At 43.4% G+C, this 13813-nt stretch carries 14 protein-coding genes; 12 read left to right on the top strand and 2 right to left on the bottom strand.

From position 1 onward, the window contains the following. Positions 1–29: 29 nt before the first annotated feature. Positions 30–482 carry a universal stress protein gene (locus KV696_RS07130; protein WP_000079148.1) on the bottom strand — a complete coding sequence of 151 codons (453 nt, stop codon included), beginning with the start codon at positions 480–482 and terminating at the stop codon, positions 30–32. A 161-nt stretch (positions 483–643) separates the two neighbouring features. On the opposite strand from KV696_RS07130, the gene KV696_RS07125 reads away from it, so the two are divergent. The 4 genes from KV696_RS07125 to KV696_RS07110 all read left to right on the top strand — a co-directional run bounded on the left by KV696_RS07125 (position 644) and on the right by KV696_RS07110 (position 4708). Beyond that, complete coding sequence (locus KV696_RS07125; protein WP_219967233.1) at positions 644–946, top strand: hypothetical protein; 303 nt, start codon at positions 644–646, stop codon at positions 944–946. A gap of 155 nt (positions 947–1101) precedes the next feature. After that, positions 1102–2316, top strand: a complete 1215-nt coding sequence (locus KV696_RS07120; protein WP_000666476.1) for a pyridoxal phosphate-dependent aminotransferase — start codon at positions 1102–1104, stop codon at positions 2314–2316. Positions 2317–2470: 154 nt separating this feature from the next. After that, positions 2471–2605, top strand: coding sequence for a 50S ribosomal protein L34 (gene rpmH / locus KV696_RS07115; protein ID WP_000831905.1), 135 nt, complete (start codon positions 2471–2473; stop codon positions 2603–2605). A 138-nt stretch (positions 2606–2743) separates the two neighbouring features. After that, positions 2744–4708, top strand: a complete 1965-nt coding sequence (locus KV696_RS07110; RefSeq protein WP_219967232.1) for a peptide ABC transporter substrate-binding protein — start codon at positions 2744–2746, stop codon at positions 4706–4708. Between the two features lie 287 nt (positions 4709–4995). Here KV696_RS07110 and KV696_RS07105 read toward each other — a convergent pair whose 3' ends face one another. Continuing rightward, a complete protein-coding gene (locus KV696_RS07105) occupies positions 4996–6840 on the bottom strand; it encodes an APC family permease (protein ID WP_219967231.1) in 1845 nt (614 codons plus the stop codon). Between the two features lie 157 nt (positions 6841–6997). Between KV696_RS07105 and KV696_RS07100 the strand changes: the two genes are divergently transcribed. The 8 genes from KV696_RS07100 to KV696_RS07065 all read left to right on the top strand — a co-directional run bounded on the left by KV696_RS07100 (position 6998) and on the right by KV696_RS07065 (position 13635). After that, positions 6998–7771 carry a TatD family hydrolase gene (locus KV696_RS07100; RefSeq protein ID WP_219967230.1) on the top strand — a complete coding sequence of 258 codons (774 nt, stop codon included), beginning with the start codon at positions 6998–7000 and terminating at the stop codon, positions 7769–7771. Beyond that, on the top strand, positions 7771–8337 hold the full coding sequence (gene rnmV, locus KV696_RS07095; RefSeq protein WP_219967229.1) for a ribonuclease M5: 567 nt from the start codon (positions 7771–7773) through the stop codon (positions 8335–8337). Before KV696_RS07100 ends, rnmV begins: the two co-directional genes overlap by 1 nt. Before the next feature lie 64 nt (positions 8338–8401). After that, a complete protein-coding gene (gene rsmA, locus KV696_RS07090) occupies positions 8402–9274 on the top strand; it encodes a 16S rRNA (adenine(1518)-N(6)/adenine(1519)-N(6))-dimethyltransferase RsmA (RefSeq protein WP_138707080.1) in 873 nt (290 codons plus the stop codon). A gap of 1 nt (position 9275) precedes the next feature. Next, entirely contained in the window at positions 9276–10154 is an 879-nt protein-coding gene (rsgA, locus tag KV696_RS07085; RefSeq protein WP_219967255.1) for a ribosome small subunit-dependent GTPase A, read from the top strand. A 10-nt stretch (positions 10155–10164) separates the two neighbouring features. Continuing rightward, a complete protein-coding gene (gene rpe / locus KV696_RS07080) occupies positions 10165–10821 on the top strand; it encodes a ribulose-phosphate 3-epimerase (RefSeq protein ID WP_042900299.1) in 657 nt (218 codons plus the stop codon). Beyond that, positions 10784–11446 (top strand): thiamine diphosphokinase, encoded by a 663-nt coding sequence (locus tag KV696_RS07075; RefSeq protein ID WP_049535574.1) that lies wholly within the window; start codon positions 10784–10786, stop codon positions 11444–11446. Before rpe ends, KV696_RS07075 begins: the two co-directional genes overlap by 38 nt. A gap of 1 nt (position 11447) precedes the next feature. Further along, positions 11448–12704, top strand: coding sequence for a DNA recombination protein RmuC (locus KV696_RS07070; RefSeq protein ID WP_219967228.1), 1257 nt, complete (start codon positions 11448–11450; stop codon positions 12702–12704). Next, positions 12694–13635 carry a 3'-5' exoribonuclease YhaM family protein gene (locus tag KV696_RS07065; RefSeq protein WP_219967227.1) on the top strand — a complete coding sequence of 314 codons (942 nt, stop codon included), beginning with the start codon at positions 12694–12696 and terminating at the stop codon, positions 13633–13635. The genes KV696_RS07070 and KV696_RS07065 overlap by 11 nt, the downstream gene beginning before the upstream one ends. Positions 13636–13813 lie beyond the last annotated feature (178 nt).

Genomic DNA, 13813 nt, shown 5'->3' with positions numbered 1-13813 from the left:
AAGGAGCGCTGAGCTCCTTTTCTTTGTGATTATAAGGTTTTTTCTTGTTCTCTCACAACCAGCAAATCAACCTTAGCATGGCGGAGAATGTATTCAGATGAAGAACCAACCAAGAGGCGTTCAAAGGCGTTGAGACCAGTTGCACCAACGAGAATGAGATCAACTTCTTCTGCATCTGGAATAGTACGTGCCAGTAGGGTCTTTGGATTTCCCATTTCAATGACGATATGAACATCTGCCACCCCAGCATCTTTAGCACGTTTTTCGTACTCTTTCATCAGACTTTCAGCGTCGACTTGGAGTTCTTCGTAAACTTCAGCATCAAAGGTGGATACGCTTTGGAGAGCGCGTGTGTCAATGACATGTGCGATGGTGAGTTTAGCGTCGTTTCGTAGAGCAGAATGAACTCCCTTGACAAAAGCCAAGTCCGCTTCTTTAGAACCATCGATTGCGACCATAATATTTTGGTAACGTTGTGCCATAATGAAACCTCCTGAAATTTTCTTACTATAATTGTAAACCTTTTCAATACAGAAGTAAAGCAAAAAAAGTATTTTTCAAAAGAATGTTAGCGCTTAAAATCTATATAAATATATGATAAAATAAAAGAAAGGATAGCAGGAAAGAAGTGAAGGGAGGGAGAATGATGAAAAACTCTTTTCAAGAAACAAAAAATTCAAATTTCCTTTATTATGGAATCATCCTAGTTTCAGTCTTGCTAGAAGTTATCATGATCTGGCAATTAGAGAGTCTGGTACCGTTTCTTTATCCAGGTTTTATCGGATTTTTAGTCTTTCATGTACTCTACCATCTAATCTTATTCCTAGTTGCAAAACGAAGTGGGCGTTGGGATTACTTGATGATATGGGGACTTTTTCTCATGTTCAATCTTCTTTATGACTCCTTTTTAGCCTTGCTTTTTCTAGGTTTATCTTTTGGTATGTAATGTTTTTTTGGCAAAATACCTGCTATCTTCCCTGTTTGACCTCGCTTTTAGTGAGGTTTTTCTTCTGTAGGATTTTAGTAACACATTTCAGCAAACTTGTCGCATTTTCTTTCTAGTGGTATAATGTTACTATCCTGATGAATTGAGGAAACAAGATGAAAGAATATAACAAGTCTAGTAAGTTAGAGCATGTTGCTTATGATATCCGTGGTCCTGTTTTGGAAGAAGCCATGCGGATGCGAGCGAATGGAGAAAAGATTTTACGTCTGAATACAGGAAATCCAGCAGAATTTGGTTTTACAGCACCAGACGAAGTCATTCATGACTTGATTATGAATGCGCGTGATAGTGAAGGTTACTCTGACTCCAAAGGGATTTTCTCAGCCCGTAAGGCCATCATGCAGTATTGCCAATTGAAGAAATTCCCAAATGTAGATATTGATGACATCTACCTTGGAAATGGTGTCAGTGAGCTGATTGTCATGTCCATGCAGGGGCTTTTGGACAACGGGGATGAGGTCTTGGTGCCAATGCCAGACTATCCTCTCTGGACAGCAGCTGTCAGCCTAGCTGGGGGAAATGCCGTTCACTATGTCTGTGATGAAGCAGCAGAATGGTACCCAGATATTGACGATATCAAGTCAAAAATCACTTCCAATACCAAGGCAATCGTCCTTATCAATCCAAACAACCCAACTGGAGCCCTTTATCCTAAGGAACTCTTGTTGGAGATTATTGAGATTGCCCGTCAAAACGATTTGATTATTTTTGCGGATGAAATTTACGACCGCATGGTAATGGATGGACATGTGCATACGCCTGTGGCGAGCTTGGCACCAGATGTTTTCTGTGTCAGCATGAACGGTCTATCAAAATCTCACCGTATCGCTGGTTTCCGTGTAGGTTGGATGGTCTTGTCTGGACCTAAGACACACGTTAAAGGCTATATCGAAGGGCTCAATATGCTATCCAATATGCGCCTTTGCTCTAACGTTTTGGCCCAGCAAGTCGTACAAACTTCCTTGGGTGGTCACCAATCAGTCGATGAATTGCTCCTTCCTGGTGGACGAATTTACGAGCAAAGAAATTTCATTTATAATGCCATTCAAGATATTCCAGGTTTGTCTGCGGTTAAACCTAAGGCTGGACTCTATATCTTCCCTAAAATCGACCGCAATATGTACCGTATCGATGATGATGAACAGTTTGTCCTTGATTTCTTGAAGCAGGAAAAGGTTCTCTTGGTTCATGGTCGAGGCTTTAACTGGCAGGAACCAGACCACTTCCGTATCGTTTACCTTCCTCGTGTTGATGAACTAGCCCAAATCCAAGAAAAGATGACTCGTTTCTTGAAACAGTATCGTAGATAGGGCTTACATTCGAAAAAGCGCCAAAAAGCTGGAAACATTTGCCTTGAGCTATTGACAAAAGTGAAAGAATCAGATAGAATAGTAAAGTATGTTTAGTAACTGATCACTTTATAGCCGGCTAAACGAATACAAAATCTATGAGGAGGTATTCATCGTGAAACGTACTTATCAACCAAGTAAACTTCGTCGTGCGCGCAAACACGGATTCCGTAACCGTATGTCAACTAAAAACGGTCGTCGCGTATTGGCAGCTCGTCGTCGTAAAGGACGCAAAGTTTTGGCTGCATAATCCAAACGAACCATAACAAAAATCAGTAGGAACTCGAGTCTACTGATTTTTATTTTTGTAAAAAAGTTCAAAAAGGCTTTATATTTTTGCTCAAATGGTGTATAATATTTCACATACTGTAAAAAATGGAGAATAATCATGAAGAAATCAAAAGTTATGCTTTTTGGAGCTATGGCTTTGACAGCAGGTCTAGCTCTAGCGGCATGTGGGTCATCCCAATCAAGCAATGCAGACAAGACATACTCTTATATCTTTGTCAGCAACCCTGATACCTTGGATTACATTACCTCTACACGAGACTCTACATCTAGTATCACAACCAACTTGATTGATGGGTTGTTGGAAAATGACCAGTATGGCAATCTCATCCCCTCTATGGCTGAGTCATGGACAGTGTCAAAAGATGGCTTGACTTACACTTATAAGATCCGTCAGGGAGCTAAATGGTACACTTCTGAAGGAGAAGAGTATGCAGATGTAACGGCTCATGACTTTGTGACAGGTCTCAAGTATGCGGCTGATAAAAAGGCTGAAAACTTGTACTTGGTACAAGACTCTATCAAGGGTCTGGCAGACTATGTTGAAGGACAATCATCCGATTTTGGAACTGTTGGTGTTAAGGCAGTGGATGATTACACTCTACAATACACTCTCAACCAACCTGAGACTTATTGGAACTCTAAAACAACAGCAAGTATCCTTAATCCTGTAAATGAAGCCTTCTTGAAGTCTAAGGGAGATGACTTTGGAAGTGTGACACCATCAAGTATCTTGTCAAATGGTCCGTACTTGTTTAAATCTTTCTCATCAAAATCTTTGATTGAGTTTGATAAAAACCCTAATTACTGGGATAAGGACAATGTCAAAATTGAGAAAGTGAAACTTTCTTTCTTTGACGGTTCTGACCAAGACAGCATTGCTAGAGGTTTCTTGGATGGTAACTATACAGATGGCCGTATCTTCCCAACAAGTTCAGTCTTTGCTGAACTCAAGAAGGGCAATGAGGACAAGATTACCTACACACCACAAAACTCAGTTACTTTCTATTATCTTTTCAACGTGAATCGTCAAAGCTACAAGCAAACTATGAAACAGTCTGATAAGGAAAAGACAGATTCACGCGCAGCTATGCAGAATAAAGATTTCCGTCAGGCTATCAACTTTGCCTTTGACCGTCATGCTTATGCAGCACAGACAAATGGTGAAGATGGAGCAGACCGTATCTTGCGTAACACAGTTACACCAAGTAACTTTGTCCAAGTTGGCGATAAGAACTTTGGTGACATTGTCAATGAGAAAATTGTCAACTATGGTAAAGATTGGGCAAATATCAACCTAAACGATGGTAAGCAAGCCTTCTTGAATCCTGAAAAGGCCAAAGAGAAGTTTGCGAAGGCCAAAGAAAGTCTGCAAGCTCAAGGAGTAACCTTCCCAATTCATTTGGATATGCCAGTTGACCAGACTGCTAAATTAGATGTGCAACAGGCTGGATCTTTCAAACAAACAGTGGAAGAAACTCTTGGTAAGGAGAATGTAGTCATTGATGTTATCCAACTTTCTCCAGACGAGAAGGATCAAGCTACATTCTTTGCAGATACAGCAGAACAAAAAGACTACGATATCGACATCTCAGGATGGGGTGGAGATTACTCAGATCCGAAGACTTACCTAGCCATCCTTGATCCAGAGACAGGTTCTCAGTTGAAAAACATGGGCTTGTCTGAAGGAAAAGACAAGGAAGTCAAGGACAAGATTGGTCTTGCTGACTATAAGAAACTCTTGGATCAGGCAGATGCGGAAATCACAGATACTCAAGCTCGCTATGAAAAATATGCTGAAGCCCAAGCTTGGTTGACAGATAGTGCCCTCTTCCTACCAGTTCAAAGTGGTGGAGCCAACCCAATCTTCCGTAAGACTGTACCGTTTACAGGCCCATTCTCATTCGTTGGGAATAAAGGAAATGCTGATAACTACAAATATGTTGAATTGCAAAAAGAGGCAGTAACTGCTAAACAGTACCAAGAACTCTATGAAAAATGGCTGAAAGAAAAAGCTGAGTCAAATAAAAAAGCTCAGGAAGATTTAGCTAACCATATTCAATGATATTCCTAGTCATGCTTTTCAGTTAATACTCTTCGAAAATCTCTTCAAACCACGTCAGCGTTGCCTTACCGTAGGTATGTTACTGACTTCGTCAGTTCTATCTGCAACCTCAAAACAGTGTTTTGAGCTGACTTCGTCAGTTTCATCTACGACCTCAAAGCAGTGCTTTGAGCAGCCTGCGGCTAGCTTCCTAGTTTGCTCTTTGATTTTCATTGAGTATAAGCATAATGACTGGTTTCAGAAAAAGGCCTTACCAGACGCTTCTTGGTTCTGGTAGGGCCTTTTCTTTATTCTTTTAGGTGATAGGAGTAGCTAGCGACAACGACGTCTTGGTGCCAACGAAGGGCGTATTTGAGTTTGAGGCTCATTTGATTGTGTAGAACATTTTGCCAAGGTTTATTAGGAATAAACTGGGGTACCAGAACAGTGACTGTATAGTTCTTTTTCTGGGCATCCTCAGAGATTCGTTTGACATACTTGACAGTAGGGGTGATGATGTCGCGGTAGCTGGTCTTGATATTTTTCAGAGTAATGGTTGGGAAGTAATCGGCAAATTCTTGGAGAATTTCTTGATCTTTTTCTGCTGTTTCCTTAGTAGAAATGTGCATGGCTAAGACTTCATCACCAATACTTTGAGCGTAGTTAATGGCTCCAACACTTACACGGGTGACATTCCCTACTAGGACGAGAACTAGATTGCCATCGTAGGTACGTTTTTCGATGCCTTCATAGAGTCGTAGTTGTTGGGCCACTTTTTGGTAATGACTGTGAATCGCCAAGAAGAGTAGGGTGAGTACGAGAATAATCGGGAAGAAAGGCCAGATATCACTGAGACGGAAAAAGAGCAGGATCAACACGATAGCGTAGCAAATGATAGCTCCAAGGATATTGGCAAGGGCAGGTTTTAAGAAATTTGCCCCTTTTTCTTTTTTCCAATGGCGAATCATCCCAGTCTGAGAAAGGGCAAAGGGAACGAAGACCCCGATAGTATAAAGAGGAATCAAACGTTCGGTATTGCCATTAAAAATGAGAAGAAGAATCATAGCACCAAAAGCCAGAGTTAAAATTCCATTAGAGTAGCCTAGGCGATCTCCTTTTTCCATAAAGAGATGGGGCATGTATTTGTTTTTAGCCATATTGTAAGCCAGCATAGGAAAGGCTGAGAAGCCGGTATTTGCAGCTACAGCCAAAATCAAGGCTGTGGAGAATTGGAAGATATAATATCCAAGGTGGCCTAAAAAGGAAGTGCCAAGGATGCCTTGAGCCATCTGTGAAAGAATAGTTTCTCCGTGTTGAGGCAGAATCCCCATCCAGTAGTTTAGGAAGGTGATACCAGCAAAAAGAAAACCTAAAATCAAGGCCATGATGGTCAAGGTCTGAGCAGCATTCTTTTCTTTAGGAGCCTTGAAAAAAGGAACGGCATTTGAAATAGCTTCAACCCCTGTCAGAGAGGCAGAACCACTGGTAAAGGCTCTTAGAATGAGAACGATAGACAGACTCGGTACAGCATGCCCGATAGGAGAAGTTGCCTGATAGCTGAGGGAACCTGTCACTAGTTGAAAAATTCCATAGAGCAAGAGAAAGACAGTACTGATGATAAAGAGATAGACAGGAATCATCAGTGAGCTGGCAGATTCTTTCAAGCCCCGTAAGTTCAAAAGCATAAGCAAGCAAACCAGAAAAATGGAGATGTGAAGGTTGTAAGGGTGGAGGGCAGGGAGAGCTGCTGTGATAGCGTCCGCTCCAGATGATACCGATACTGCCACAGTCAGCATGTAGTCAACCAGCAGACTACCTCCAGCGATCAAGCCAAGTTGGGGAGATAGATTTTCTCGAGTAACCATATAGGCCCCTCCTCCTTGAGGATAGGCGTGGATGATTTGACGGTAGGAAACGGTCAGGCTGGCCAGAAGTAGGAGGACAAAAAGGCCGATAGGAAGGCTCCACCATATAGCTAGAGGAGAGAGGCTAGCCAAGACGAGGACTACTTGCTCAGGTCCATAGGCAATGGAGGACAGAGCGTCGCTTGACAACATGGCCAGTGCCTGCATTTTTCCCAGCAGACCTCCCTCGCCTTCGGTTAAGGACTTAAGAGGACGGCCTATAAAGGTCTGTTTTAACTTTGTAAACATGGTATTTTCCTTTTCTGAAAATTTCAATAAGTGCTATTATACTGCTTTGGAAAAAGAGCGTCAAGAGATGATAATGGGTTTTAGAATATTTTTTTCAGATGAGGAGAGAGGTCAGTTTTTTTGGTATAATAGAAGATAGAAAACGAGGTTAGAAGAGATGATTTTTGATACACATACACACTTGAATGTAGAAGAATTTGCTGGACGTGAGGCAGAAGAAATTGCCTTGGCCACTGAGATGGGTGTGACACAGATGAATATTGTGGGTTTTGATCAACCGACGATAGAGCGTGCCTTGGAGTTGGTAGATGAGTATGACCAACTTTACGCGACTATTGGTTGGCATCCGACAGAGGCAGGGACTTACACAGAGGAGATTGAAGATTACTTACTTGATAAGCTCAAGCATCCCAAGGTTGTTGCTTTAGGTGAGATTGGTTTGGATTATCATTGGATGACAGCGCCCAAAGAGGTGCAGGAGCAGGTTTTTCGCCGTCAGATTCAGCTATCTAAGGACTTGGATTTGCCTTTTGTTGTCCATACCCGTGATGCGCTGGAAGATACCTATGAGATTATCAAAAGTGAGGGAGTTGGTCCTCGTGGTGGTATTATGCATTCTTTCTCAGGAACTCTTGAATGGGCAGAGAAGTTTGTCGAGCTTGGCATGACCATTTCCTTTTCAGGAGTGGTGACTTTTAAGAAGGCAACCGATATCCAAGAAGTTGCTAGAGAACTTCCTTTGGACAAGATTTTAGTGGAAACGGATGCGCCCTACTTAGCACCTGTACCCAAGCGTGGTCGTGAAAATAAAACAGCCTATACTCGCTATGTGGTGGACTTTATTGCTCCCTTGCGTGGGATGACGGCAGAAGAGCTGGCAGCGGCAACGACTGCAAATGCAGAGCGAATTTTTGGATTGGACAGCAAGTAATGAAAGAAAAAATTTCCCAAGTCATCGTGGTTGAAGGTCGTGATGATACGGCCAATATCAAACGTTACTTCGATGTAGAGACCTATGAGACACGAGGTTCTGCCATCAATGACCGGGATATAGAGCGGATTCAGCGCCTGCACCAACGTCATGGAATCATTGTCTTTACAGACCCAGATTTTAATGGGGAGCGGATTCGTCGCATGATTATGACGGCCATTCCAACAGTTCAGCATGCCTTCCTCAAACGAGATGAAGCTGTTCCCAAGTCCAAGACCAAGGGACGTTCCCTAGGAATAGAGCATGCCAGTTATGAAGATTTGAAAACAGCTCTAGCTCAGGTGACAGAACAATTTGAACATGAGAGTCAGTTTGACATCAGTCGTAGAGACTTGATTCGCCTTGGTTTTCTAGCAGGGGCAGATAGCCGTAAGCGACGAGAATATCTAGGAGAGGCTCTCCGAATTGGCTATTCCAATGGAAAACAGCTGCTCAAGCGGTTGGAGTTGTTTGGGGTTACTTTAGCAGAAGTGGAAGAAGCTATGAAATCTTATGAGAATAGTTAAGCAGACCCCAAATGTAAGGGGAATGTGTTACAATAGTAGTAACAGATAATAGAAAAGAGAATAGATGAGAATTGCAGATTATAGCGTGACCAAGGCAGTGCTGGAGCGTCACGGTTTTACCTTTAAAAAGTCCTTCGGGCAAAATTTCTTGACGGATACCAATATTCTTCAAAAAATCGTGGATACGGCTGAAATTGATGACCAGGTTAATGTCATCGAAATCGGGCCAGGGATTGGTGCCTTGACGGAGTTTCTGGCTGAGCGTGCAGCAGAGGTCATGGCCTTTGAGATTGACCACCGTTTGGTGCCGATTTTGGCAGATACCTTGCGTGATTTTGATAATGTGACCGTGGTCAACGAGGACATTCTCAAGGTTGACTTGGCGCAACATATCCAGAATTTCAAAAATCCTGACCTGCCAATCAAGGTAGTGGCTAATTTGCCTTACTACATCACAACGCCTATTCTCATGCACTTGATCGAAAGTGGCATTCCTTTTAGTGAGTTTGTGGTCATGATGCAAAAAGAGGTAGCTGACCGCATTTCCGCTCAACCGAATACCAAGGCTTATGGTAGCTTGTCGATTGCGGTTCAGTACTACATGACGGCAAAGGTTGCCTTTATCGTACCTCGTACGGTCTTTGTGCCAGCGCCAAATGTGGACTCAGCCATTTTGAAAATGGTGCGTCGTCCAGAGCCAGCTGTAGCAGTAGAAGATGAGAACTTATTCTTTAAGGTTTCCAAGGCAAGTTTCACTCATCGTCGCAAGACCTTATGGAATAACCTGACAGGTTACTTTGGTAAGACCGAAGAAGTCAAGGACAAGCTGACCAAGGCCTTGGATCAAGCAGGTTTGTCACCAAGTGTGCGTGGGGAAGCTCTCAGCTTGGCAGAATTTGCCAGCCTAGCAGATGCACTTAAAGGGCAAGGACTCTAAGATGCAGGGACAAATCATTAAAGCCTTGGCTGGGTTCTACTATGTAGAGAGTGAGGGCAAAGTCTATCAAACACGAGCGCGTGGAAATTTCCGTAAAAAAGGTCATACCCCTTACGTTGGGGACTGGGTCGACTTTTCTGCCGAAGAAAATTCAGAAGGCTATATTCTCAAGATTCACGAACGGAAAAACAGTCTGGTCCGTCCGCCTATTGTCAATATTGACCAAGCTGTGGTGATCATGTCCGTCAAGGAACCGGACTTCAACAGCAATTTACTGGATCGCTTCTTAGTTCTTTTGGAACACAAAGGCATCCATCCCATCGTCTATATTTCCAAGATGGACCTACTGGAAGATAGAGGGGAACTGGATTTTTATCAACAGACTTATGGTGATATCGGCTACGATTTTGTAACCAGTAAAGAGAAACTCCTTCCTTTGTTAACTGGCAAGGTTACAGTTTTCATGGGGCAGACAGGTGTTGGGAAATCAACTCTTCTCAATAAAATCGCACCTGATCTCAATCTTGAAACAGGAGAAATCTCAGACAGTCTGGGTCGCGGTCGCCATACCACTCGAGCTGTTAGTTTTTACAACCTCAATGGGGGTAAAATCGCAGACACACCAGGCTTTTCATCACTGGATTATGAAGTATCAACGGCTGAAGACCTCAATCAGGCATTTCCAGAGATTGCTAGTGTTAGCCGAGATTGTAAGTTCCGTACTTGTACCCATACCCATGAGCCGTCTTGTGCGGTTAAGCCAGCTGTAGAAGAAGGAATTATTGCCACCTTCCGTTTTGACAACTACCTGCAATTCCTCAGTGAGATTGAAAATCGCAGAGAAACCTATAAAAAAGTCAGCAAAAAAATTCCAAAATAAGGAGAAACCTATGTCTCAATACAAGATTGCTCCGTCAATTCTGGCAGCAGATTATGCCAACTTTGAACGTGAAATCAAACGCCTAGAAGCAACTGGGGCAGAATATGCCCATATCGATATCATGGATGGGCACTTTGTGCCACAAATCAGTTTTGGTGCAGGTGTGGTCGAAGCTCTTCGACCTCATAGCAAGATGGTCTTTGATTGCCACTTGATGGTGTCAAACCCTGAGCATCATTTAGAAGACTTTGCGCGTGCAGGTGCGGATATCATCAGTATCCATGTGGAAGCAACACCTCATATTCATGGTGCCCTCCAAAAAATTCGTTCACTCGGTGTTAAACCTTCGGTTGTCATTAACCCTGGTACGCCTGTTGAAGCGATTAAGCACGTGCTTCACCTAGTTGACCAAGTCTTAGTCATGACGGTTAACCCTGGCTTTGGTGGGCAAGCTTTTCTGCCTGAAACCATGGATAAGGTCCGTGAGTTGATTGCTCTACGTGATGAAAAAGGCTTGAACTTTGAAATCGAAGTCGATGGCGGGATTGATGGCCAAACTATTGCTCAAGCCAAAGAAGCTGGTGCGACCGTTTTTGTAGCAGGTTCCTATGTCTTTAAGGGAGATGTCAATGAGCGAGTACAAACTCTCAGAAAACAACTGGACTAGGGTTGCCGTTTTTGCAGGCGGAGACCGTGGTCATTATCGGACGGACTTTGATAGTTTTGTCGGTGTGGATCGAGGATCGCTCTGGGTCTTGGAAGAAAATCTACCTCTTGCTCTAGCGGTTGGAGATTTTGATTCTGTGACCGAAGAAGAGCGACAGGTGATTCAAAAACGTGCCCAGCATTTTGTCCAAGCCCGACCAGAAAAGGATGATACAGATCTGGAATTGGCTCTCTTGACTATTTTTGAGAACAATCCTCAGGCTCAAGTTACTATTTTTGGTGCTTTGGGTGGTCGTATTGATCACATGTTGGCTAATGTCTTTCTGCCCAGCAATCCCAAGTTGGCGCCCTATATGCGTCAGATAGCGATTGAGGATGGGCAAAACTTGATTGCCTATTGTCCAGAAGGAACTAGTCAGCTACATCCCCGTTCAGACTACGACTATCTAGCCTTTATGCCAGTTCGGGATAGCCAGCTGACCATTCTTGGAGCCAAGTATGAGTTGACAGAGGAAAATTTTTTCTTTAAAAAAGTGTACGCTTCTAACGAATATATAGATAGGGAAGTTTCGGTGACTTGCCCAGATGGCTATGTGGTCGTGCTGCATAGCAAGGACAGGAGGTAGGATGGAAAGTTTACTTGTTCTATTATTGATTGCCAATCTGGCTGGCCTCTTTCTGATTTGGCAGAGACAGGATAAGCAGGAAAAACATCTCAGCAAGAGCTTGGAGGATCAGGCAGATCACTTGTCAGACCAGTTGGATTATCGCTTTGAACAAGCCAGACAAGCTAGGCAGTTAGACCAAAAAGATTTGGAAGTGTCTGTCAGCGACCGCTTGCAAGAAGTGCGAATTGAGTTGCATCAAGGATTGACGCAAGTCCGTCAAGAAATGACAGATAATCTCCTCCAAACCAGAGACAAGACCGACCAACGTCTCCAAGCCCTGCAGGAATCCAATGAGCAACGTTTGGAACAAATGCGCCAGACAGTCGAGGAAAAGTTGGAAAAGACCTTGCAGACACGCTTACAAGCCTCCTTCGAGACAGTTTCCAAACAACTGGAGTCTGTCAATCGTGGTCTTGGAGAAATGCAGACAGTTGCCCGCGATGTCGGCGCCCTCAACAAGGTTCTCTCTGGAACCAAGACACGAGGGATTCTGGGAGAATTGCAACTGGGGCAAATCATCGAAGATATTATGACACCTGCCCAGTACGAACGAGAATATGCAACGGTTGAAAACTCTAGTGAACGAGTGGAGTATGCCATCAAGTTGCCCGGACAAGGCGACCAGGAATACGTCTACCTACCAATTGACTCTAAGTTTCCACTGGCAGATTATTACCGTCTAGAAGAAGCCTATGAAGCGGGTGACAAGGACGAGATTGAACGCTGTCGTAAATCGCTTTTAGCAAGCGTCAAGCGCTTTGCCAAGGATATCAAAAGCAAGTACATAGCACCACCTCGGACGACCAATTTTGGAGTTTTGTTTGTTCCGACAGAAGGTCTCTACTCAGAAATCGTCCGCAATCCTGTCTTCTTTGATGATTTGAGGCGGGAAGAGCAGATTATTGTCGCAGGTCCAAGTACCCTATCAGCTCTGCTCAACTCCCTATCAGTTGGCTTCAAGACTCTCAATATCCAAAAGAGTGCCGACCATATCAGTAAGACGCTTGCCAGCGTCAAGACCGAGTTTGGCAAGTTTGGTGGTATTCTGGTAAAGGCACAAAAACATCTCCAACATGCCTCTGGCAATATTGATGAATTATTAAACCGTCGTACCACAGCTATCGAGCGGACGCTCCGTCACATTGAGTTATCAGAAGGTGAGCCTGCGCTTGATCTACTCCATTTCCAAGAAAATGAGGAAGAATATGAAGATTAGTCACATGAAAAAAGATGAGCTATTTGAAGGCTTTTACCTAATCAAATCAGCTGACCTGAGGCAAACTCGAGCTGGGAAAAACTACCTAGCCTTTACCTTCCAAGATGATAGTGGCGAGATTGATGGGAAGCTCTGGGATGCCCAACCTCATAACGTTGAGGCCTTTACAGCAGGTAAGGTTGTTCACATGAAAGGGCGCCGAGAAGTTTATAACAACACTCCACAGGTCAATCAAATCACTCTCCGTCTGCCTCAACCGGGTGAGCCCAATGATCCAGCTGATTTCAAGGTCAAGTCGCCAGTTGATGTCAAGGAAATCCGTGACTATATGTCGCAAATGATTTTTAAAATTGAAAATCCTGTTTGGCAACGGATTGTCCGAAATCTCTACACCAAGTACGACAAGGAATTTTACTCTTATCCAGCAGCCAAGACCAATCACCATGCCTTTGAAACGGGATTGGCCTATCATACGGCGACCATGGTGCGTTTGGCAGATGCCGTTAGCGAGATCTATCCTCAGCTTAATAAGAGTCTGCTCTATGCAGGAATTATGCTACATGACTTGGCTAAGGTCATTGAGTTGACGGGACCAGACCAAACTGAGTATACAGTGCGAGGCAATCTTCTTGGCCATATCGCTCTGATTGATAGTGAAATTACCAAGACAGTGATGGAACTCGGCATCGATGATACCAAGGAAGAAGTCGTTCTGCTTCGCCACGTCATCCTCAGTCACCACGGCTTACTTGAGTATGGAAGTCCAGTCCGTCCACGCATTATGGAGGCAGAGATTATCCATATGATTGACAATCTGGATGCTAGCATGATGATGATGTCAACAGCTCTGGCTCTGGTGGATAAGGGAGAGATGACCAATAAAATCTTCGCTATGGACAATCGTTCCTTCTATAAACCAGATTTAGATTAATAATTTAAGAAAAATGAGCATTTTTAGGATAAGAATGTTCGTTTTTTTATGTGAATATGGTATAATAAGTAAAAGACAAAAATGAATACTCTTCGAAAATCTCTTCAAACTAGGGTAGCATCGCCTTATCGTATGTATATATGTAGGTATATTACAGACTTTGTCAGTTCTATCGACA

The sequence above is a fragment of the Streptococcus humanilactis genome (assembly GCF_019448275.1).
GTDB classification, from domain to species: domain Bacteria; phylum Bacillota; class Bacilli; order Lactobacillales; family Streptococcaceae; genus Streptococcus; species Streptococcus humanilactis.
The sequence above is the reverse complement of the archived record's forward strand: the minus strand, read 5'-3'. Positions and strand labels throughout refer to the sequence as shown.